This is a genomic window from Myxococcus sp. AM011 (genome assembly GCF_013372595.1).
Taxonomy (GTDB): Bacteria; Myxococcota; Myxococcia; order Myxococcales; family Myxococcaceae; genus Myxococcus; species Myxococcus eversor.
Genome location: NZ_JABXEM010000065.1, coordinates 1 through 22,794 on the forward strand (window position 1 = coordinate 1; position 22,794 = coordinate 22,794).

At 68.1% G+C, this 22,794-nt stretch carries 15 protein-coding genes; all 15 read right to left on the reverse strand.

Features of this window, described 5'->3' with window-relative positions; translation table 11 throughout:
* Nucleotides 1-81: 81 nt before the first annotated feature.
* Nucleotides 82-3,168 carry a POTRA domain-containing protein gene (locus HUW62_RS15810; RefSeq protein WP_176434937.1) on the reverse strand — a complete coding sequence of 1,029 codons (3,087 nt, stop codon included), beginning with the start codon at nucleotides 3,166-3,168 and terminating at the stop codon, nucleotides 82-84.
* Between the two features lie 11 nt (nucleotides 3,169-3,179).
* A complete protein-coding gene (locus HUW62_RS15815; RefSeq protein WP_176434938.1) occupies nucleotides 3,180-7,112 on the reverse strand; it encodes a translocation/assembly module TamB domain-containing protein in 3,933 nt (1,310 codons plus the stop codon).
* Nucleotides 7,113-7,117: 5 nt separating this feature from the next.
* The gene (locus tag HUW62_RS15820; RefSeq protein WP_163865364.1) at nucleotides 7,118-8,065 is read right to left on the reverse strand and encodes an ExeA family protein; all 948 of its coding nucleotides are present in this window, start codon (nucleotides 8,063-8,065) and stop codon (nucleotides 7,118-7,120) included.
* Between the two features lie 24 nt (nucleotides 8,066-8,089).
* The gene (locus HUW62_RS15825; protein ID WP_176434939.1) at nucleotides 8,090-11,305 is read right to left on the reverse strand and encodes a tetratricopeptide repeat protein; all 3,216 of its coding nucleotides are present in this window, start codon (nucleotides 11,303-11,305) and stop codon (nucleotides 8,090-8,092) included.
* Between the two features lie 188 nt (nucleotides 11,306-11,493).
* Entirely contained in the window at nucleotides 11,494-12,879 is a 1,386-nt protein-coding gene (accC, locus tag HUW62_RS15830; protein WP_163865366.1) for an acetyl-CoA carboxylase biotin carboxylase subunit, read from the reverse strand.
* A gap of 67 nt (nucleotides 12,880-12,946) precedes the next feature.
* Nucleotides 12,947-13,531, reverse strand: coding sequence for an acetyl-CoA carboxylase biotin carboxyl carrier protein (accB, locus tag HUW62_RS15835; RefSeq protein ID WP_163865367.1), 585 nt, complete (start codon nucleotides 13,529-13,531; stop codon nucleotides 12,947-12,949).
* Nucleotides 13,532-13,560: 29 nt separating this feature from the next.
* Nucleotides 13,561-14,142: an elongation factor P gene (efp, locus tag HUW62_RS15840; RefSeq protein ID WP_163865368.1), complete on the reverse strand. Its 582-nt coding sequence runs from the start codon at nucleotides 14,140-14,142 to the stop codon at nucleotides 13,561-13,563.
* Between the two features lie 135 nt (nucleotides 14,143-14,277).
* Nucleotides 14,278-14,640: a hypothetical protein gene (locus HUW62_RS15845; RefSeq protein ID WP_163865369.1), complete on the reverse strand. Its 363-nt coding sequence runs from the start codon at nucleotides 14,638-14,640 to the stop codon at nucleotides 14,278-14,280.
* A 32-nt stretch (nucleotides 14,641-14,672) separates the two neighbouring features.
* Nucleotides 14,673-15,308, reverse strand: coding sequence for a hypothetical protein (locus HUW62_RS15850; RefSeq protein ID WP_176434940.1), 636 nt, complete (start codon nucleotides 15,306-15,308; stop codon nucleotides 14,673-14,675).
* Between the two features lie 36 nt (nucleotides 15,309-15,344).
* Entirely contained in the window at nucleotides 15,345-18,074 is a 2,730-nt protein-coding gene (gene pilQ, locus HUW62_RS15855) for a type IV pilus secretin PilQ (RefSeq protein ID WP_176434941.1), read from the reverse strand.
* A gap of 56 nt (nucleotides 18,075-18,130) precedes the next feature.
* On the reverse strand, nucleotides 18,131-18,706 hold the full coding sequence (locus HUW62_RS15860) for a pilus assembly protein PilP (protein ID WP_176434942.1): 576 nt from the start codon (nucleotides 18,704-18,706) through the stop codon (nucleotides 18,131-18,133).
* A gap of 43 nt (nucleotides 18,707-18,749) precedes the next feature.
* Nucleotides 18,750-19,331 (reverse strand): type 4a pilus biogenesis protein PilO, encoded by a 582-nt coding sequence (locus tag HUW62_RS15865; protein WP_163865373.1) that lies wholly within the window; start codon nucleotides 19,329-19,331, stop codon nucleotides 18,750-18,752.
* A gap of 15 nt (nucleotides 19,332-19,346) precedes the next feature.
* The gene (locus HUW62_RS15870) at nucleotides 19,347-20,030 is read right to left on the reverse strand and encodes a PilN domain-containing protein (RefSeq protein ID WP_163865374.1); all 684 of its coding nucleotides are present in this window, start codon (nucleotides 20,028-20,030) and stop codon (nucleotides 19,347-19,349) included.
* A gap of 27 nt (nucleotides 20,031-20,057) precedes the next feature.
* Nucleotides 20,058-21,140 (reverse strand): type IV pilus assembly protein PilM, encoded by a 1,083-nt coding sequence (gene pilM, locus HUW62_RS15875; protein ID WP_141642888.1) that lies wholly within the window; start codon nucleotides 21,138-21,140, stop codon nucleotides 20,058-20,060.
* A 197-nt stretch (nucleotides 21,141-21,337) separates the two neighbouring features.
* On the reverse strand, nucleotides 21,338-22,756 hold the full coding sequence (locus tag HUW62_RS15880; RefSeq protein WP_176434943.1) for a sigma-54 dependent transcriptional regulator: 1,419 nt from the start codon (nucleotides 22,754-22,756) through the stop codon (nucleotides 21,338-21,340).
* Nucleotides 22,757-22,794 lie beyond the last annotated feature (38 nt).

Below are 22,794 nucleotides of genomic sequence, written 5' to 3' on the forward strand. Positions count from 1 at the left end.
AGATGTGTATAAGAGACAGACCCCGCCCACCGCCACCACCAGCGCCACGAGCCATCTGGACGACGTGCGCATCCCGCCTCCTCAGAACGTACCGATGCTGAAGTGGAACTGCGTCCGCGCCTCGTTCACTTCCTCGTCCGGATCCAGATTGAAGCCCACGTCGAAGGCCAGCGGACCCACGGGCGTCACATACCGGAAGCCGATGCCCGCCGCGTACCGCAGCCGCTCCAAATCCAGCCGCGTCCGGTCCAACCACAGGTTGCCCGCCTCGAGGAACAACCCCAGGTCCACCGACGTGAGCGCCGGCACCCGCAGCTCCACCTTGCCCAGCGTGAAGAGCTCTCCGCCCTGGCTCCCCGGCACCTGCCCCGCGAGCACCGCCTTCAGCTCTCCCGAACATCCCGACGGGCTGATGAGCGAGCGGCAGTCCCGCAGTCGCTGATGCAGTGCCTCGCGCACGTCTTCCGGCAGCACGCCGTCCTCGCGGAAGCCTCGCAGGCTCGACGAGCCACCCAGGTAGAACAGCTTCGAGCCGATGGTCTGCGCGCCCGTCTCCAGCGGGACGATGGTCCCCGCGCGCGCCGACAGCGCCAGGCTCGCCCGTCGGCCCAGGGGGATGTAGCCGCTCAGGTTGCTCGACAGCTTCACGCCGTTGATGGGGAACGCCGCCACGGCATTGCCCGCCACGTCCGTGGGATTCACACTGATGCCCTTCGTGAGCTCCGCGCTGCTGATGAGCACCAACCCACGCCGGGGGTTCGTCGGGTCATCCCGGAAGTCGAGGGTGATGGACGGCCGCAGCGAGTGCAGCGCGAAGTCGCCGTAGGGATAGCGCAGCCGCTCCTGGTCGGCGCGGTTGAGCAACTCCAGCACGCCCGCGCGCGAGCGCAGCCGGTTGTTCTCCACTTCGTACGACAGCGAGACGTTGAACCAGGACGCCACCGCCCAGTCGAGCGCCGCGGCCGCCGCGAATCGCGAGGACACATACGAGGGCCGATGCACCCGCTCGGCAATCAGGTCCAGACGCGCGCCCACTTCGAAGGGCAAGAGGAAGTACAGGCGCGGCTGCGACAGCGCGAGGTTGCCACGGCCGCCCAGGCCCGCCAGCCCCTGGAGCTCCACGTCGCAACCCGCGGACGCCGCGCCTCCGGACTGCTCACAGGCGATGCGCCGGTCCGCGGACAGCGCCTCCGCGCTCCAGCCCGCGTAGTTCACCTTCCCGCGCGCCAGCAGGTTCAACCCCAGCCCATCCAGGTTGCGATACGTCGTGTCCAGGGTGATGCGCGGACCGTCGACGAGGAAGTAGCCGCCGGACACCTGCCCATCCAGGCGTGCCCGCTCGTGCACCGTCACCACCACGTCCTTGGATGGCTCGCGTCGGGTCGGGTCCGCGAGCGAGACATCCACCTGCCGGAACAGCCCCAACCGGGCCAGACGCCGCTGGCCCTCCGTCAGCGCATCCAGCGAGAGCGGCTTCCCCTCCTCCAAGTCGAGGTTGGCCATGATGAGGTCCGGGTCCGTGCGGGTCAGCCCCTGCACCAGCACCTTGCCCACCTTCACCTGGGGCCCCGCATCCGCGCGGAACACCACCGTCGCGGCCCGTCCATCTTCTCCGACGGACGACTCCGTGGTGACACGAGCGAAGAGATAGCCCTGCTGCCCCAGCCCGCGCTCCAGGACCAGGCGCGCCGCCTCCACCGCCTCGAAGCTCAGCGGCAGGCCCTTGTGCACCCCCAACCCCGCCCTCGTCGTGAGCGGCGCCGTGCCCTCCGGCAGCCCCTCGTAGCGAACGTCCACCACGCGCGCCTGCGGGCCCTCCTCCACGTCGAAGTCCGCCACCGCCGTGCGCGTCCGCGCATCCACCGACAGCCCGCGGAACACCACGGACGAGGACAGGAAGCCCCGCTCGCGGTACGCCTCGTTCATCTCCTCCGTCGCATCCAGCCACGCCTCTTCCACGTACACCGTGGACGGGTCCGGTACGGGCTCCAGCGCCGTGGCGCGACGGCCATGGCGCCCCTCCGCGTCCAGCGGGTCGTCCTGGAGCCGCAAGTCCAGCTCCGGCTGGAGCTCGCCCGCGCGAATGCGCTCCGCGAGGAACTCCCGCAGCGTCCCCGAGCCCAACGAGGCGTTCCCATGGAAGCGGACCTCTTCGACGCGCAGGGGCTGGCCCTCGTCCACGTCGAAGGCCAGCGCGGCCACCTCGCCATCCGGGCGAATCACCTCGCGCGAGCGCACCTTCGCGTCGTGGAAGCCACGGTGGCGATAGAAGGACTCCACCCGCCGCGCCAGCCGTCCGGCCACCACCTCGTCGAGCGGCTCCGCCGCGTCATGCGCCAGCACGTCCTCCAGAATCTCCGCGGAGAAGCGGTGGTTGCCATGGAAGCGCAGCGAGTACCGCGGCCCCGCCGACAGCGGCACCGCCACCGACGCGGAGCTCCCCTCCACCAGCACCGAGGGCGTGCCCACCTGCGCCCGCCAATGGCCCTCCTGCCGCAGCAACATGCGCAGCTGGTCCAACCCCGCATCCAGGCGCGCCCTGTCGAACACCTCGCCCGGCTGCATCGCCAGCACGCTCAACAGACGCGGCAACGGCAGGCCCGGGCTTCCCGAGAAGCTCACCTGGCGCACGAGCGTCGGCTGGCCCTCGGCGATGAGGAGCAACACCGCCACGCCATCCGTCACCGGCTCCTGCCGCGCCGTCACCTTCACCGAGTCGTAGCCCTTGCGCTGGTACGCCTGCAGCACGGAGGACACCGCGCCCTCCAGCTCCTCGCCGTCGAGGGGCCCACCCTCCAGCAGGCCACTGGCATCCAGCAGCTCCGCGTCCGACAGCACCCCATTGCCGTCGAAGCGCAGCCGGGCCAGCCGTGACACGGGTGTGAGCTGGAACACCAGCTTCACTCCACCGGGCACGTCCTCCGCGCTCGCCACCACGTCCGCGAAGCGCCCCGTCGCCCACAGCCGCTCCACCGAACGGCGCACGTTCCCCGGCGTCAACGCCTGGCCCTTGCGCACCGCCACCAGTCCGCTGAGTCCCTCCGCGTCACCGCCGCCCTGGAGGTGCAGCTCCACGGCCACCACTTCGGGGCCGGGGACGTCGACCTCGCGAAGCTGGGCTCGCGCCGGCCCCGCGCACAGGACGCAGAGCCACAGCACCAGCGCCATGGCGGCGCGGGCTACTCGACCTCCCAGCTCAGCTTCAGCTCGAGCCCGAGGTTGCCAAACGAGGCTTCGCTGTTCTCGTTGTCCCACTGGGCCTGCGCGGAAAGTCTGTCGTCGAAGCGGTACTCGGCACGCGCCCGCGTTCCTCGCCCACTCACCGGTTGAGTCATACCGATTTTAAGCTGCTCGCTGAGGAACTTCGACTCCAGTTGCGCGGTGGGCTCCGCTTGACGTGTGGCGTCGTTGTAGGTCGTGGAAATCTGGAGGGACAAATCCCGCAGCACCGGATTGCTGGGGAGGAACCGCTGGACCTGCCGATCCAACCCCGACACGTTGAAGAGGGCCTCGGCCGCCAGCCCGGCGCCCGCGCTCGCCGCTGTCTCCTGGTCCGACGAGGTGAAGCCCAGCGTCAGCAGGGAGACGATGTCGCCTTCCACCAGCGCCGGCTCCGAGGACAGGAGGACCTGGGGGTCCGTGGGCTTGCCGAAGGCGTGGAGCTTCACCACGTACTCGCGCACCTGCGTCTGGGCCTGGACCTCGAAGACGGGCTCCAGGCTGGTGGCGTCCTGGAACTCGAGCTGACCCTGACTGATGGTGAAGGGGTTGTTGCGGAAGAACGCCTGGCTGCCCTCCGCCAGCTCCACCCGGCCGAGCAGGCCCGGCCGCAGGTCCGTCCCCGTCAACCGCACGTCGCCCAGCATCCGCGCCTTGGCCAGGTTGTTGTCCACGCGCACATCCCCGAAGTGGACGTTCACATCCCAGATGACCCAGGGCTTCTGCTGCTCGCCCGTGACGGCGTTCGCCGACGAGGACGCCGCGTTGGCGCGCTTCTGCATGGACTTGAGCAGGGACTCCACGTCCAGCGCCTTCTGGTAGCGCATCTTGACGATGTCCATGCCTCCAGTGACGGTGAAACCCCGGGGCGGTCCCACCACCTGGAGCAAGCCGGAGAACGTCGCCGGCAGGTCTTCCGTCAGTCGGTAGGGCACCTCGTCGAGCTGCACCGTGAGGCCCAGCCGCTGCGGCAGGAAGCGCGCGAGCCGCACGTCTCCGCGCGCGGAGATGCGCCCCTCGTTGAGCAGCCCCTGGAGGTGCTCCAGCAGCACCCGCTGCCCCGTCAGCTCCACGCGCCCGGACATGCCTCGGATGTTGACGGGCAAATCCCTCATGGCGAGGCGCATGTCCAACAGCTCCGCGCTGCCCACCACGGACGGCGCGTCCAGCGTGCCCGTGGCCTCCGCGTCCACCGTGACGCGGCCCGTGGAGCGCTCCACCATGGCCGGCATGAGCGACTCCAGCAGGCGCAGGTCTCCACCGCCGCGCAGGGTGAAGGCGATGCCGCCGCGCGTGGTCATCCACCCGCCCAGGTTCAGGTCGACGTAGGGCCCGAGGAAGCGGAACGGCTGCACCTCCACCCGACCCTTTCCGTAGGAGAGGGAGATGGGCGCCGTGTTCTCGCCGCGCACATCGCCGCGGGACAGCACCAGCTTGTCCACCGTCGCGCTCAAGTGGGCCGCCTCGGGTTCCATCAGCGGCCCCTTGGCGGTGAGCGAACCGGACACCGCGCCCGACACGCCGGCCCACAGCGGCTCCGAGGGAAGCAGCGGACGAATCTCGGGCAGGGCCAGCGTCAGTGACGCGTCGTAGGGCCACGCGTCCTGCACCTTGAGCTTCACGCGCCCGTTGGCGTCCTGGAAGGGCCGTCCCCAGACCTCGAGGTCCTTGCCCACCAGTCGCCCGGTGAGGTCCATCGCGCCCAGGTTGCGGTCGGCGAACGTCACGCGCGGGGCGCGCAGCGTGACGTCGACGACGGGCAGGTCGGACGTGCCGGACACGACGCCATCCATCACCATCGTCCCCTGGATGCCCATGCGCCGCGCCAGCTCCGGCTCCACCGTCTCCGCCAGCGACAGCCCATCTCCGCCGAAGCGGTAGTCCAGCCCGCCGGCGAACAGGAGCGTGCCCTCCGCCCACGTGCGCCCCAGCGGACCGCGCAGCTCCGTGCGCTCCAGCACCATCGCCTTGCCATCCACGAAGCGCAGCCGCGCCGAGCCATCCCCCATGCGACGGCCGTAGTACGTGGTGTCCTTCACGTCGAAGGCCACCAGTCCCTCCAGCCGCTCGATGGGGCTGTCTATCTCCACGCGGCCGGAGGCCGTGCCGCCCAGCGTGCCCTGCATCACCGCCAGCGACGGCGTCAGGCCCGCCACCACGTCGATCAGGTCCTCGGTGCGTCCCTGGGGGACATTCACCTCGAGCTTCAGGTTGAGCACCCGCCCGAAGCCCACGGCGGCCTTGCCGTAATACTGCGTGCGCCCCTTCTGGCCGGTGAACGACGGGAAGGCGAGCACCCCATCGGAGTAGTTCAGCTTCCCTTGCAGCACGCCCATCGAGAAGCTCCAGAAAACGAAGTCGCGGAACGACAGTCCGGACTCCACCTTCACCTCCGACACGGGCCCCGTAATCGAGTACGTGGCGTTGCCCCGCCCCGCCCACTTCAGCCCCGCGATGTGGCCGAAGTCCGCGAGCTCCAGCTCTCCCTTGCCGTGGATGTCCAGCCCCAGTCCGTTGCCGATGAGCAACCCCACGTCGCCCTGGACGTGCGAGCGGCCCACGTCCGCGGAGACGTGGTTGAACGACACCCGGTCCGCTTGAATCTTCACCTGCGCCTGCGCGCGTCCCTTGTCGAACTCCAGGATGGTGATGCCGTCGGACGACGGCGCGTCATACGCCCGCGTGGCCAGCGTGAAGCGGCCGATGCGCAGGTCCAACGGACCTGACAGCGAGAAGCGCGGCAACAGGTTGCCCGTGAGCTGCGCGTCGAGCGTGGCTGGGAAGTCCACCCACGCGCCCTTGATGCCCGCCTTGTCCAGGATGCGCGCCAGCGACGCGTCCTCCGTCTTGAGCGTGAGTTCCAGGGGGAACAGCGGCGTCAGCCCCAGCTTGCCGGTGGCGCGCACCCGGCCGGCTCCCACTGGCACCACCACCTCCTCCACCCGAAGCTCGTCTCCCGAATACGACAGGCGCGCGGAGATGTTGGCCGGGCCGTACCTGTCGTAGCCCAGCCCGTTGCCCGACAGCTCCAGCGAAATCGCGGGAGACTCCGCCTTGCCGGCGATGGACACGCGGCTCCACAGGTGCCCCGTCGCGGGCTTCGGCAACAGCTTCGCCTGGGACAGCGTGCGCAGCGGGAGGAAGACCTGCGCGTCCAGCGCCAGGTGCGGCTCGCACAGCGAGTCCACCCGTCCCGACACCGTGGTGCTGATGTCATCCAGGGACACTTCCGCGCGCTCCAGCTCCAGCAGCGCCTCGTCGGGGTCCACGGCGCCGGCGAAGGCCAACCGCTGCAGCGCCAGCTCCTTGCCGTCCGGGCCCAGCCGCACGAGTCCCCGACGCGCCTCCGCGTCCAGCTCGATGACGCCCCAGCGCTCCGTCCAGCGCACGTCCAGGTCGGCGACTTCGACGCGCCGGCCCTCGGGCAGTGCCAGGCGCAGCTCCGCGCCGGTGATGTCCAGGTGAGCAATCCGCACCCGCTCGAGCGGATCCAGGAAGCAGCCCTCGGACTTCTTCGCCGGCTCCGTCGAGGGCTGGGACAAGTCCAGCGTCACGCGGGGCCGCTCGGCGCGCACCAGCGCGAGCGTCAGCCGGCCGGAGAAGGGGCGCAGGAAGCCGAACTGCACCTCCGCGGTGTCCGCCGCCACCAGGGGCGTGTCCTCGCCCGGCAGGAAGAGCGAGAAGCCGTGCACCACCACGCGCGAGCCCAGCGGATCCAACTCACAGCGGCCAATGCCCACGTCCAGCCCGAGCACGTCAGGCAGGTGCCGCCGCGCGACGGTGCAGGCCACTTCCCACGTCTGGGGCATGCGCAACGCGAGCACACTCCCCGATAGAACGAGGAGCACGAGCAGCAGCGCTCGAAGCGCACCGTTGCGGCTCTGTGTCGCCAAAGCCCCTAGAGCTTACCCAGCCCTTCGAGGTAGCGGTCTATCTCCGCCAGGTCGAGCTTGTTGTTCGACGCTCGGGGCAGGTTCGTCGCAGGGGCGGTGCTCGCTCGCTCGCTCGCTCCGGGAGCAGCCGCGTTGATGCCCTGGAGTCCCAGGTTCTTTCCGATGCGATGCACCAGCTCCGCGGAGACGGTCTCCGCGCGCGCGAGGAAGGCCTCGAAGAGCGCGTTGTCGCACAGCGTGTTGATGACACGCGGCGAGCCGGACGAGTGCTCATGCACCGCCAGCAGGGCCTCCGGAGAGAACGGCATGCGGGGGCAGCCCGCGAGCCGGAGGCGGTGCTTGATGTAGGCCTCGGTGGACTCGGCGGTGAAGGGCTCCAGCTTGTAGCGCATGGCCACGCGCTGGGCGAGCGGCGGGTCCAGCTTCAGGTTCTTCTCAATCTCGGGCAGGCCGAAGAACACGAAGGAGATGAGCTTGCGCTCCGGCACTTCCAGGTTGAGCAGGCCGCGGAACTCCTCCATCAACTCCCGCGTCTCCAGCATCTGCGCCTCATCGATGAGGACGACGGCCTTCTTGCCGGACTCGTAGATTTGCAGGAGCCGCTGGTAGAGCTGCGACAGGAGCGCGAGCTTCTCCTGCGCGGGGTTCTCCACGCCCAGTTGCAGGGCGATGCGCCGCAGGAGCCAGTTGGCGGTGATGCCCGAGTGGATGATGACCAGCAGCGCGGCCTCGTACTCGGACTCGGGCAGCGAGTCGAGCATGCGGCGGGCCAGCGTCGTCTTCCCCGCGCCGATGTCGCCGACGAGGATGGACAGGCCCTTCATGTAGCTCACCGCGTGCATCAGTCGGGTGAGCGCCTGCGAGTGCTGCGCGGAGTTGTAATAGAAGCGGCTCACCGGAGCGTTGGAGAAGGGCTCCTGCGTGAGGTCGAAGAAATCGAGGTAGGTCGTCATGGGCTCGCCGGACCTCGGGGGCAACTACACGTAACCGACCTTGCGCGCCTTGGGGGCGCCGGCCGCTGGCACAGGGGGATTCGCCACCGCCGCGGCGGGTGCTGCGCCATGAGACCTGGCGCCATTCACCGCGGTGGGTGCCGGGGTCGGCAGGGGGTCGTCTTCCGGCTCCGTACTCGCCGCGAGGCGGGACACCTGCGTGCCCACGTCGCGGTACTTCGCATCCATCGCCGCCACTCGCTGGTAGTGGAAGAGCGCCTTGCCGGGCTCGCCATTGGCCTCGTAGGCCAGCGCCAGCTCGAAGCCGAGCGCCTTGGCCGCCTCACCCGTCGCATACGGGCTCGCGAGCCCTTCACGGAAGGTCTCCACCGCGGAGCCTCCGTCGCCACGCAGCAGGTGCAGCATGCCCATCATCGTGAGGCAGTCCACCTCGCGCTTGGTGCCCGCGGAGCCCTGCCGGGCCACCTCGAACTCGTGGAGCGCGTCGTCCAAGAGGCCCATCTCCTTGTAGGCGATGCCCAGGTCGTAGTGGGTGTCCACGTCCTCGGGCTTCACCACCTTGGCCAGGCCCTTCTTGAACTCGGAGAACACCTCCTCCACCGAGTACTGGAAGTCCTCTTCCGCGGGCGCCGGGGCGACGGTGTCGTCACCCAGGTTGTCGATTTCGCCGGCCAGCTCCGCCGCCAGGTCGAACGCGTCGCGCTCCGCGCCCGCATCCGTCACCGGCTGCACGGAAGGCACGGAGATGGGCTCCAGCGGCTCCTCTTCGGGCGCCGCCCCACCGCTGGCCTCCATCGCCTCCAGCCGCTCCATCATCTCGGTGGCGCGCGCGTGGCCCGGGAAGGCGATGGTCACCGTCTCCAGGATTTCGCGAGCCTCTTCCAGCAGGCCCTGGTCCAGGAAGAAGGCGGCCTCGTCACACTCCTCGGCCGCGGGCTCTTCCTCGTCACCCTCGGTGGCGCCGTCGGCGACCAGCTCGGCGGAGGCCTCCTCGGGCTCCTCCACGGACTGGAAGTCGGTCTCGTCCTGAGGCTCCGAGCCGAAGTCGGCCTCGGCTTGCGGCTCCTCCACCGACTGGAAGTCGGCCTCGTCCTGAGGCTCCGAGCCGAAATCGGTCTCCGGGTCCTCCTCCGGCATGTCGTCCAGCGACACGATGGCATGCGAGGCGGTGGGCTCCTCCTCCTCGAACGGATCCCCCAACGAGGGCATGTCCGAGCCCGGTGCCTCCTCCAGCTCGTCGAGCATGGAGGCATCCAGCGGAGCGATGCCCACGCGCGTGGGCATCTCATCCACGTCCAGCGGGGCCTCTTCCACGTACACCGGCTGCTTGCGCGTGTTCGGCGCGGCCTCCTGGAGCAGGGCCCGCGTGGGGGCGCGCACCATCGTCGGAGGCGGCTCGTCCTCGTCTCCGAGCGACAGCGCCGCCATCGACGTGGCCTCGTCCTCCGAGTCCCCCAGCGACATGCCCTCGTCGCTGGCGTACGACGCATCCAGGTCCGCCGACTCGACGAGGGGCTCGTCCTCCGAGGACGCGAGGCCGGGCTCGTCCGTCAGCATCAGCCCGTCGTCGTCTCCGGAGACCAGCGTCTCGTCCGCGGAGTCCGAGGCCAGGTCTTCCGGCGCGGGCGTGTCGAAGATGTCGTGCTCACCCGAGGTGATGGCCTCGCCGACGAGCGCCTCCTCGCTGACGACGGTGGCGTCACTCTCATCGTCGATGACCTCGTCGGAGTCGCTCGAGGGCAGCGTGGCCAGCGCCAGCTCGTCGCCGGGCGGGTGCAGCAGCGCGTCCTCGGGAGGCGGCGCGACGAGCACCTCGTCGTCGCTGGAGTCCACGAGGATGGCGTCCTCGCCCACCGACTCCACCACCGTGGCCGACGGCGCCACCGCCACCGGGCCCTCCACGCGCAGCACCGACAGGAACGCCGGCACCTCCGGGTGGGAGGGGTTCTGCTGGAGGATGGTCGCCAGGTACGGCTGCGCGCGCGTCGAGTCCGCCGCGCGAGTGCACAGACGCAGCACGTTCAGCAGCTGCTCGGATGCCTGCGCCGCGTTCCCGGAGGCGACGTAGATTTGATACGCCTTCTCGTGCGCATCCAGGTTCTCCGGGTCCACGGAGAAGACCTTGCGCAGATGCTCCAGCGCTTTGTCGTGGAGCCCGTACTTCACGTAGACGTCGGTCTCCGTGAGCAGCTTGGAGAGCTGCTCGCGGGCCAGGCCCCCCGGCTGCTGCGCGGGCGGCGCCGCCACGGGAGCCGGAGCGGCCTGGGGCGCGGCGCGAGCGGCGGGCTGGGGCGCCGCGGAAGGCGCGGGCTGCTGCGCCTGTGCGGGCTGCGGCGCCGGTGCGGGTTGCGGCGCGGGAGCACGGCGCGCGAGCAGATCCGGGTCCTGCGGATCCAACACTTCAATCTGCGTCCAGACGGCCTCCGACTCGGTCTGCCGGCCGCGCTCCTGGTGGATCTTCGCCAGCTCCTTGTAGACGGACACCGTCTTCGAGGTCTGCCCCAGGCCCTGGAAGGCCTGCGCCAGGAGAGACAGCGTCTCCACGTCGCGACCATCCGCCTTGAAGCACACCTGCAGCTTCGCGAGCGCGCGCTTCTGGTCACCGCGTTGCAGATACGAAGACGCCAGTTCCTTCGCGAGCGGCAGGTTGTCCGGCTCGAGCGTGGACAGTCTTTCGGCCACGCGGGCCCAGTCTTCGCCGCGGCTGTTGCGCTTGAGGTATTCGGCGGCGCGCTTGAACTCCTGGATGGCTTCGCGCGTCATGTTCTCGCGGGCGTAGAGCTCCGCGAGTTTGATCTTCGACGCCACGTTCTCGGGGTCGAGATCCACCATCTTCTTCAAGGTATCGAGCGACGACTTGGTGTCGCCCGCCTTGTCGTAGTGGTTGGCGACGATCTGGAAGTACGCCATCGCCTCGGACATCAGCCCGAGCTGCTGGTGAAGCTCCGCCAGCTTGAGGTTCACCTCCAGCAGGTTCGGGTTGAGCTTGAGGACTTGCTTGTAGAGCGCGACGGCCTTGAGGAAGAACCCGTCGGAGGAGTAGCTCTCGGCGACCTTGGTGAAGAAGTGCGCCGCCTGGGCGTTGTCGTTCTTCTTGACGTACAGCTCGCCCATCTTCTGGAGGACCCGGATGTCTTTCGGGTCAACCTCCAGGACCTTCTGGTACTCCTTGATGGCTTTGTCGTACGCGCCCTTCGCGACCAGTTTCGCGGCGGCTTCGATGATCTTGTTCTTGTCCATCGAGCGTGGGCTTCCGGAAAGCCGAAACCCCTTGGAACTTCGCGGGTTTCTATCTTCAAAAGGGGGAGAGTCGGAGGCTAACGGAATCCTCCGACGCGGGTCAAGAAACAGCCCGGCTCCCCCCGGGGCCAGCTCACCTGCTCGCATGCCCGCCCCACGGGCGGGAACGCCACGTAGGCGGACGTGTGCTACGGCGTCTCTTCAACTGCTTTTTTCAGCCGGCGAGAACCCGTCTCGCTGGCCAGGAGCCGCTCCACGAAGCGCGTGTCGTAGTTGCCTTCCTGGAACGACTCGTCCGCCAGCGCCGCGCGGTGGAAGGGGATGTTCGTGCGGATGCCTTCCACGACGTACTCGCCCAGCGCGCGCTGCATGCGGCGGATGGCCGTCTCGCGATCCTCGGCATGGACGATGAGCTTGGCCAGGAGGCTGTCGTAGTACGGCAGCACCGTGTAGTTCTCGTAGGCGCCTGAGTCCACGCGCACCCCGTAGCCACCCGGGACGCTGTAGCCGGTAATCTTGCCGGGCCACGGCGCGAAGGTAATCGGGTCCTCCGCGTTGACACGACACTCGATGGCGTGCCCGCGCATCTGGATGTCTTCCTGCTTGAAGCGCAGCGGGTGGCCGTAGGCCATGCGGATCTGCTCACGGACCAGGTCCACGCCCATGACGAGCTCCGTCACCGGGTGCTCCACCTGGATGCGCGTGTTCATCTCCATGAAGTAGAACTCGCCGCGCTCGTCCAGCAGGTACTCGATGGTGCCGACGTTGTTGTAGCGCAGCTTGCGCATCGCCTCGACGGACACCTCACCCATCCGCTGCCGCAACTCCGGCGTGAGCGCGGGTGACGGGCACTCCTCGATGAGCTTCTGGTGTCGGCGCTGGACCGAACACTCGCGCTCGTTGAGGTGGATGACGTTGCCGTGCTCGTCGGCGACGATCTGGATTTCGATGTGGCGCGGCTTCTCCACGTACCGCTCGATGTAGAGGTCGCCGTTGGCGAAGGAGGCCACCGCCTCCGCCTGCGCGGTGGAGAACGCCTGGGCCAGCGCGCTCGGCTCGCGGACGATCTTCATCCCCTTGCCACCACCACCGGCCGCGGCCTTGAGGATGACGGGGAAGCCAATCTCCCGGGCGAACGCCTCCGCCTCGCGGGGGTCCTTCACCGTGCCGGGACTGCCGGGCAACAGCGGCATGCCCGCCTCGCGCGCCGCCTGCCGCGCGCGGACCTTGTTGCCCATCATCCGCAGCATCTCCGGACGCGGACCGATGAAGCGGATCTTGCAGTTCTCACACACCTCGGCGAACTCGGCGTTCTCAGAGAGGAAGCCGTAGCCGGGGTGGATGGCGTCCGCGCGGGTGATTTCGGCCGCGGAGAGCAGCTGCGGGACGTTGAGGTAGCTCTCCTTCGACGCCGGAGGACCAATGCAGACCGCTTCATCGGCGAAGCGGACATGCAGGGCGTTGGCGTCCGCCGTGGAGTGCACCGCCACCGTGGCGATGCCCAGCTCCCGGCAGGCGCGGATGACCCGCAGGGCAATCTCCCCGCGGTTGGCAATCAGCACCTTCTTGAACACGGGGGTGTCTCCTGAAACGGCCGGCTCGGGCGCGCGCCCCGCTGGATGCGAAGGCGCGCGCGCCGCGTCAAGCCGGCTCGATGCGGAACAGCGCCTGGCCGAACTCCACCGGGCGACCGTTCTCCACGAGGATCTCCGCCACGCGGCCGGACACCTCGGACTCGATTTCGTTCATCAACTTCATCGCTTCGATGATGCAGAGCACCTGGCCCTTCTTCACCACCGAGCCCGCGTCGACGAAGGCGGGCTGATCCGGCGCCGGCGTCCGGTAGAACGTACCGACGAAGGGGCTCGTCACGACGTGGCCGGGCTTCTCCGGTGCCTTCTCGGCGACAGAGGCAGCGGCGGTAGGAGCGGGGGCGGCCGGGGCCAGCCGGGGCGCCGACGGAGCCGCATACTCCACGGCCGGGCCCACCTGGACGGCCGAGGGGGCCGAGTGGTGGACGATGGTCGTCTCCGGGGCGTGGCCACGACGGATGAAGAGCTTCTCTTCCCCGCGCTTCCACACCAGCCTCGTCACGTCCGAGGCCTCCAGGATGTTGACGATTTCCCGCAGGGCATCCACGTCCAGGGACGTGTTGCCCGCGTCTCGCGCGCTCGAAGGCGTGCTGGTGGGCGCGGACGCCCGGGTCGACTTGCGCTTCGTTGCCATTTCTCGCGTCCCTCCGAGCGGAGTCTGCGCTAGCCCGCGGTGGCCACGCGGGTCAGGTACTTGCCCCCGTCGCGCGTGTCGATCTTCAGGACGTCGCCCTCGTTGATGAACAGGGGCACGTAGACCTCGAAGCCGGTCTCCAGCGTGGCGGGCTTCAGCGCACCAGACACGGTGTCGCCGCGCACGCCCGGGTCGCACTTGACGACCTTGAGTTCCACCGAGTTCGGGAGCGTCACGGCGATCGCCTTCCCGTTCCAGAACAGGATGGTGGCGTCGATGTTCTCCTTCAGGAAGTTCTTCGCGTCGCCGAGTGCCTTCTCGCTGATGAAGGTCTGCTCGAAGTCGCGCTTGTCCATGAAGTAGTAGTCGTCACCCTGGACGTACAGGTACTGCATGTCCTTCTCTTCGATGTCCGGCTTGCCCACCTTGTCGCCGGACTTCAGCGTGGGCTGAAGGACGCGACCGGTGGTGAGGCTGCGAATCTTGGTGCGGACGAAGGCGGACCCCTTGCCGGGCTTCACGTGCTGGAACTCGACGATGACGAACGGCTCGCCGTCGATTTCGATCTTCATGTTGTTGTGAAACTCGGACGTATCGATGACACCGGCCATGGGGACCGACTCCTTCAGACTCGAAATTACGGAAGCTTGAAAAGTCGGGGGTGTCTAGCCCATGCCCCCTTCCATGGGAAGGGGAAACCGGCGGAGCGGCGCGTCGTCCGGACGACTGGTTTACAGCGGACGAGGCTACAGCTCCGCGCTCACCTTGGGGGCCGTCACGCGCAGCACATAACGGCCCTTTCCGTAGTTGCCGTCCGCGCGCAGCGCCAGCACCAGGAAGTACTCCGGCGACACCAGCCGCATCAGCGTCAACACCTTGTCGCTGTTGACGCTGACCTCACTGACCGCGCCCGTCTTGAGCGTCTCCGCGGCGTTGCGCAGCTGCGTGAGGAGGTTGGCGTATTCCACCCAGGCACCATTCAAATCCAGCTCGCTCGTATCCTCGCGCTGGAAGGTGTCCACGGAGATGCCATCGAAGCCCATCACGCTACAGGCGAGGGCTCCATCCACCTGGTTGACCACTGACTCGAGGTGCGTGCGAAAGGACATGGGCTCTCAGGGCTCCTGGGTGGACGCGCCGTTCAAGGCGCTTCGCAGGTCGGAACGGCGCCGTTCTGCCCGCGCTGGTCACACTGCGCGATCCGGGCCGAGGGGACCTCACCCGGCTTGGGGCAGACGAAGTTTTCCGTCGTCACGGCGATGGCGTAGGAGAGTTCGTTCGTCTCCACCGAGCCCCCCGTGATGGTGTGGCCACGAACCCGCAGGGTGACGAGCACGTCGACGATGGCTCCACCCGCGGTGGCACTCAACAGCGCGTTCTGTGCGTCGCGCGTCAGAATCTCCATCAACACGGTCGAATCTTCGTTGGCCCGGAAGGCCGTGTAGATGGGCAGCGTGACGCTGGGGATGTTGAGTTCCGGCTCCGTCCGGTAGCTCAGGTCAAGCTCCGTCAGGTAGACGGTGTTTGAGTCGGGGTCCGCCACCTGCCCCTCACCCACCACGATGGGCGTGGAAGTCAGGTTGGAGGCGACGACGAACCCCAGGCTGTAGTTGGTGGACAGGTCCATGTTGAGCGACCCGCTCAGCAACGACCGGTCCTCGGGGACCGTGCAGTCCTCTTCCGGTGGCGTGGCCCAGAGGAGTTGGAGCTTCGGGATGTTGTCGACACAAGAGACCGTGCCGAACGCCAGCAGCGCGGCGAGATAGATGGGCTTCATGAGCGAACGCTCTCCTGCATGAAGAGGCGCGGTGCCTTACAGGCTCTGCGCGATGGTCTGCCGGTTGAGGATGCGGGGCGTGATGAAGATGAGCAGTTCCTGACGCTCATCGCGCTCCGAGTAGTTCTTGAACAGGAGGCCCAGCACCGGAATCTTCGAGAGGAAGGGCACGGCGTTGGTGGTCGTGGCACCCCGGCGGACGTAGATGCCGCCGATGACCGTGGTGTCCCCATCCTTCACCAGCACCTGGGTGTTGGCTTCCTTGCGCTGGATGGACGGCTGACCATTCGCTCCCGTGTTGGACTGGTCCGGCTGGTTGTTGGAGGCGTTGATGGACATCAGGATGCTGCCGTCCTGGGTGATGTGCGGCGTCACCTCCAGGGACAGGCGGGCTTCCACGAAGGTCGTGTTCACGCCACCGGCCGAAGTCTGGCTGAACGGGATGGACACACCCTGGCTGATTCGCGCGGTGTTGTTGTCCAGCGTCGTCACGCGGGGCGCGGAGATGGTCTTCACCGTGCCCTCGTTCTCCGCCGCGGACAGCCGCAGGTTGAGCTGCAGCGCGCCACCCGCGGAGCCGAAGACGAACCCGAGCGCGCCACCGGCACCCTCAGCCACCGCCGCCGGCAGGTTCACCGCGAAGTTCGGCGCGGCGGGGAGACCCGCGGCCGTTCCCGGCGTGCCGCCCGTGACGCCGATGTTGTTCGGGAAGATGAGGCCCGTGGGATTGCCCGTCGCCGCGGAAGCGCGCGCCTGGCCACCCCACTGCACGCCGAGCTGACGGCTGAAGGCGGTGCTCGCCTCCACGATGCGGCTCTCGATGAGCACCTGCGGGGTCTGCGTGTCCAGGCTGCGCACCAGCGCGCGGGCCTTCTCCGTGTTGGAGCGCACGTCCTTGACGATGAGCACGTTGGTGCGCGTGTCCACCGTGACATTGCCGCGCTCGCTGAGCACGTCCTTCACCCGCGCGGCCATCTCGCCCGCCACCGCGTAGTTGACCGGGATGAGGTTGACCAGGAGATCTTCCTGCTGCTGGAGCGACTTCTTGCGCTCCTGACGCAGCCGGGCCTCCTCCTCCAACGTCTTCAGCGGGGCGATGCGGATGATGTTGCCGAACTCCTCCTTGCCCAACTGCTTGGTGCGCAGGATGAGGTCCAGCGCCTGGTCCCAGGGAACGTTGCGCAGGCGGATGGTGACGCGACCCGAGACATCGTCCGCGACGACCACGTTCTTCTTGGAGATCTCCGCGATGACCCGCAGGAGGTTCTGGATGTCGATGTCCTTGAACTCGAAGGAGACGCGCTTGCCACGGTAGCGGGCCTGCTGCGGCGCGCCCTCGGCGGCGTAGGCGGGCGCCTCGGCGGTGAAGCCGGCGGTGCGCTGCGCCACGGAGACCTCGTCCGTCTTCACGCCCTTCACGTCCAGTCGCCAGGAGAGCGTCCCGCCGTTCTGGCTGACCTTCTCCTCGATGGCTCCGTCGGCGGCGACGACCACGCGCACCTTGCGGCCCTCACCGGGGACGCTGAAGGCACTGATCATCTTCACCGGCGTCTCCAGCGCGCTGGTGTCCAGGCTGCGCTCCAGCTTCTTCGGCAGCCGGGCGTTGTCCAGCGTCAGCACCGCGCTGCGCGGGTCGGGACGGTCCACCTTCCAGGCGGCCGTGCCAGACAGCTTGAGCACCACGCGACCACCTGCCCCACCCTCCTGGAAGGACAGGTCCTTGACCTCCACCAGCGAGGCCGTGACAGGCGCCTCCACCGGCTCGGGCGCGGGGCGCAGGGGCTCCACTTCAGCCACCGATGCGACGACCTCTTGCGGCGCGGGCGACGGCGCGGCCTTGCGGGCCACCGCGCCCCCCAGCACCACTTCCAGGCCCTTGTCGGCCCGGTCCACCCGGTAGGCGGGCATCTTGCCGCGCACGTCGAGCACCAGCCGGACCTTGTCCGAGTGGGCACCCACGCGCACTTCCCTCAACGTCGCGCCATTCACGCGGGGCGCACGGGCGGAGAGCCCCACGCCATACAGGTCCACGGCGAGCCGCGGCGGGTCCGCCAGCTCCAGCACCTCGTAGCGGGCGATGTCGCCGTCCGCGCGGATGCGGAGCGTGTCGTCGGAATAGGCCAACTGGGTGATGCGTTGAGCTGGCTGAGCCACCTCTCGCTCATCCGCCTCGGCGGCGACGACGTTCTCTGGCAGCGCGGGCTTTTCAGCGGCGGGCTTCGCCGGCGCTTCCGACACCATGACGGCGGCGGGCGCGGCGGGCTTGACCTCGGCGACCGGTGCGGGCGTCGGGGCGGCGGGAGCCGTGGCGACAGGAGCGACAACGGGCTCCGGACGCTTGGCCTCGGCGGCGGGCATCGCGCCATCCACCGAAATCACCACGCGGTTTCCATCCGCCCGGACGTCGTACTGCGACGCCTTGTCCAGCGCCAGCAGCACCCGGCCGACGCTCGCGCGCTCATCCGAGAACTGCGACGCCACGACTCCGGCCACGGGGCCAGAGCCGTCGTGGTGGCCCTTGATACCCGTCGCGTCAGCCGACGAGAGGTCCACCACCAACCGCTCCGGACCACTCAGCCGGAACACGGTGAAGGTGGGGGGCCGGGTTCCGGTCACCACCACCTGGGCGCCCGAGCCGGTACGGGACACATCCAGGTCCCGAAGCGTATTCAGTTCGGCGCCATTGCTGCTGGCGCCCGCAAGGACGACCGCGAAAGCGGTCGCCAACATCCACTTGCCCCTCGTCACAGCGCTCCTCTCGAGCATGCGTCCCCTCACCAAGTTGGAAGCGGGCTGCCGCCCGCGGGCGCGCCACGGGGGCGCTACTCCCCGTAGTTTTTGCCCGTCATCAGATTGTAACTAGGGTCCTGCCGGTCATCGGCCTTGAGCTGCAGAGTCACCGGATTCTTGATGATCTCTCCGTTGCCCGAGAAAACCTCGGTCACCGTCAGCGAATCGCGGAGGATTTGCGTGACCTTCCCACCCTGGCGTCCAACCCGGGTGTTGCGGCGCACGATGTGGCCTCGACCCAACGGGTCTTCGACCATCGCCAGTGGATTGGCGTCACCCGTGACGACCGCGACCAGCTTCAGCTGGTCCAGGTCGAACGCGCACAGAGGCTCCGTGCACGTCGTGACGGGATTCACCTGGGCCACCGGGCCCAGCTCTTCCAGCGGACTGCGGAACGGATCCCGCTTCCCCACCGGGTTGTAACTGTAGATGTATGGCGCCGGCGCGGCGGCGGCGTCGACCGGCGTGGGCGCCGTCTCCGCGGGTGCCGCGGCCTTGGCCGCGGGAGGTGCCGCGGCCACCGGCGGAGGGGGCAGAGGTGCCTCCTCGCAGGCAGCGAGCGTCAGCGCGAGCGCGGCGGTCGTCATGGTGGCCTTGAACATCTTCATCCTCAATCCCCTTGTCGCCCTACTTTCCGGACGGATCAAGTTTCTAGTTCTTGGTCTCGACGAACCGGAAAGTCGTCGCCAGGAAGCTGCTCTGCAGCACGACCTTCTCGTTCTTCAGGGTCGGCTGGCCCAGGTTGATGTTGTTGACGTTCACGATGCGGCGCATGTTCGCCATCTCCTGCAGGAACATGGCGATCTCATGGTAGTTGCCGCTCACCGTCATGCGGATGGGGATGCGGGCGAAGAATTCGCCGCCGCCCACGTACTCGCGGTCGGGCTGCACCAGGGAGATCTCCAGACCGCTCTTCTTGCCGATGTCGTTGATCTGCGCGAGCAACTCCTCGACGTCCTTCTTCTCCGGCAGCTCCGTGAGGGCCTCGGCGAGCTTCTGCTCCAGCACGTCCATCTCGCGCCGACGCTCGTTGAGGTTCTGGGCGATCTCACTCTTCTCCGCCAGATCCAGGTCCAGCGCGCGCCGCTCGGTCATCTGCCTCTGGATGCTCTCATCCGTGGGCTGGATGAGCAGGAAGAAGTTGGCGACGGTCATCAGGATGATGAGCGCTGCCAGGCCGCCGAACTTGACGGCCGGGGACGCCTTGACGAATTGGTCCAGGTACTTGTCCATGGGCAGTGGCCTCGCTCAGATGGCGTAGTTCGCGGTGAGGGTGATCTTGAAGTCGACCAGGGCGGGCGCGGCCAGAGGCCCGGTGGACGCCTTCGTCTGCACGGCGCTGGTCAGGTCGATGTTGGTGAAGAACGGAGTGATTTCCCCGGCGGGGAACTCCTCGATGGTGGCTTCGGCCGTCAGCAGCTCCACGCGGGACGTCTTCGAGTCGCGGCGCTGATCCACCAGGCGGCCCATGCCCTTGGGCGTCCACACCACGCCGTTCAGGCTGCGCATGAACTCGGCGACCTCGTCGTGACTGACGGCCGAGCCGTCGATGGCCACCGCGCTGGCGGCTTCGACGAAGCCCTTCACCCAGACCTTCTTCGGCGTGGCGGAAGCCAGCGCGTCCATCATCCGGACCGGACCGTTACGGCCCTTGCGCAGCGAGTCCAGCACGGCGAGCTTCTTCTCAACTTCCGTCTTGCGGGCGTTGATGTTCCTCACCTCGCCGATGACCTTCTCCAGCTCGGCGATCTTCGCGCGAGTCTGTTCGATGGCCTGGGCGTTGCGCTGGAACTCACTGTCGCGGTCGTCGTACCAGAGGTAGTTGCCCACGGCGGCGCCGATGAGCGCCAGCGCGAAGAGGACCAAAATCTGCCGGCCCTTCTGCTGGGTCTGAACCTTCCGGACGGGAAGCAGGTTGATGCGAATCATCATGTGCGTCGTCTCCAGGAAGTGGACGGTCTAGGCCAGCTTGTCGCCAGGACGCCGGAGCGCCAGTCCCACGGCCACCGCGGCCATGGGCGCCACGTCCATGATGAACGCGGGGTCGAACTTGCGGTTGTCCACTTCAATCTTGCGGAACGGGTTGAGGATCTCCACCGGCACCCCGGTGCGCGCTTCAATGGTCTTGAACAGGGCCGGAATCTTCGCCGTGCCACCGGACAGGTAGACCTTGGTGAAGTTCGAGTCCGCCGCGGTGCCCGCGTAGAAGTCCAGCGAGCGCTGGATTTCACCGGCCACCTGCTCGGCGACGCTGGACAGCACGCGCTCGACTTCCTGGGGCACCACGGCATCCGCGTCCGCGCGGTTGCCGCCGATCTTCAGCGCTTCCGCCTCCTCGTAGGAGACGTTGAGCTGCTTCTGGATCTCCTCGGTGAACTGGTTGCCACCGATGGTGACGTCACGGGTGAAGACCGTCACGCCGTTGGCGATGATGTTGATGTTCACCACCGAGGCGCCCGCGTTGATGAGGACGACGGTCTCCTTCTCCGGCAGGTCGTAGTTGACGGAGAACATGTTCTGCACTGCGAAGGCGTCCACATCCACGACCACCGGGGCGAGGCCCGCCTCGGAGACCACCGTGGTGTAGTCGTTGATCATGTCCTTCTTGGCGGCCACCAGCAGCACGTCCATCTGCCCGGTGGCGTCGTTGCCGCCCCCGTCGAGGATCTGCGTGTCGATGTTCACGTCCTTCACATCGAACGGGATGTACTGCTCGGCCTCCCACTGGATGCTCTCCTCGAGCTCCTCCTGGGACATGCGGGGCATCTGAATCTTCTTGATGATGACCGAGTGGCCGGACACCCCGATGGCGACATCCTTGCCCTTCACCTTCAGCTCGGACATCAGCTCCTGCACCGCCTGGACGATGGCGGTGGAGTTCATCAGCGCGCCATCCACGATGGCCTCGGGAGGCAGCGGCTTCATGCCGAAGCTCTGCAGCGCGAAGCCCACCTCGCCCCGCTTGCGCTGCTCCTTGAGCAGGATCATCTTGATGGAGGTCGATCCGATGTCCAGACCGAGTGCCAGTTTGCCCTTCGCCATGCTTGACTCCGTCGAGAGGCGTCCAGCGTAGCACTGGCCGTCAACCCCTCCTAAAAAGTACCCGGAGCCCGCCTGCTCTCCGTTCGGCCGGGACCCCTGCGTCCAAACTGCGCCGGGCCCCCCACCACGGTCGCGGAGGCCCGATTTTCCGGCTCCGGACGCGTTCCGTCAAATGCCACCCGGCGGATTCCCCTGCCTCAGCTCCGCTCGGCCTCCGCGTCCGGGTCGATGCCGTACTCCTTGATCTTGTACAGCAACGCCCTGTGGCTGATGTCCAGGACCTCCGCCGCCCGGGTCCGGTTCCCCTTCGTCCGTCTCAAGGCCAACCGGATGTAGGACTCCTCCAGCTCCCGGATGGCTCGCTTGAGCGACAGGTCGCTACCGACCTGTGGCATCGCTCCGGCGTTGGAGCCCGTCGGTCCGGGTGCGGGAGCGGCCCACAGCCTTTCGGGCAGGTTGGATGGAAGGATGTGCGGGCCATCCGCCAGGAGGACCGCCCGCTCCATGGCGTTCTCCAGCTCGCGCACGTTGCCCGGCCAGGCATAGGCGGACAACAACGCCTCCGCCTCTGGGGACAGTCCTTCGACGGGCGACTCGCGGTTGAGCTCGCGGTTGAAGCGGTGGATGAAGGCATTCGCCAGCAGGGGCACGTCCTCGCGGCGTTCGCGCAGGGGCGGCACCCTCACGTTCACCACGTTGAGGCGGTAGTAGAGGTCCTCGCGGAACTCGCCCTTCTCCACCAGCTTGCCCAAATCCCGCAGCGTGGCCGCCACCACGCGCACGTCCACCTTCTCCACGCGGTTCTCGCCCACCGGGCGGATTTCGCCTTCTTGCAGCACGCGAAGGAGCTTCACCTGCGCGGGCAGCGGCAGCTCGCCCACTTCGTCCAGGAAGAGCGTGCCGCCGTCCGCCTCCGAGAAGAGGCCGCGCTTGGCCGTGCGCGCATCCGTGAAGGCGCCCTTGGCGTGGCCGAACAGCTCGCTCTCGAGCAACCCACCAGGAATGGCGCCGCAGTTGACGGCGACGAAGGGCAGCGCGGCCCTCGGGCTGCGCGTGTGCAGCTCCCGGGCAATCAGCTCCTTGCCCGTCCCGCTCTCCCCACTGATGAGCACCGTGGTGTCCACCGGCGCCAGGCGCGCCACCTGCTTGAGCAGCGCATGGAGCGACTCGCTGCCCCCGAGGATGTGCCCCTGGGGCGCGGAGGGCAGACCGCCCTGCTTGAGCCGGCGATTCTCCCGCAGCAGCCGCTCGCGCTCTTCGGCCTTGCGCAGGACGAAGACAATCTCCTCGGGCTTGAACGGCTTCTGGACGTAGTCGTACGCGCCCGCCGATACGGCCTCCAGCGCCTGCTCCTGCGAGCCATAGGCGCTCATCACCACCACGGTGAGCGCCGGGTGCGCGGCCTGCGCCTCGCGCAGCAGCGTCAGCCCGTCCTTGCGTGGCATGCGCACGTCGGAGACGAGGACGTCGTAGTCGCGCGTGGCCAGCTCGCGCAGCGCTTCCTCTCCGTCCGCGACGGCACGCACGTCGTAGCCCTTGTCGGTGAGCACCAAGGTGAGGATGTGCCGGATGGAGGGCTCGTCGTCGGCGACGAGGATGGTGCGGAACAGGGACATGGGGGCCTTCCGGCATCATCCTCCAGTCCTGGGGAGGG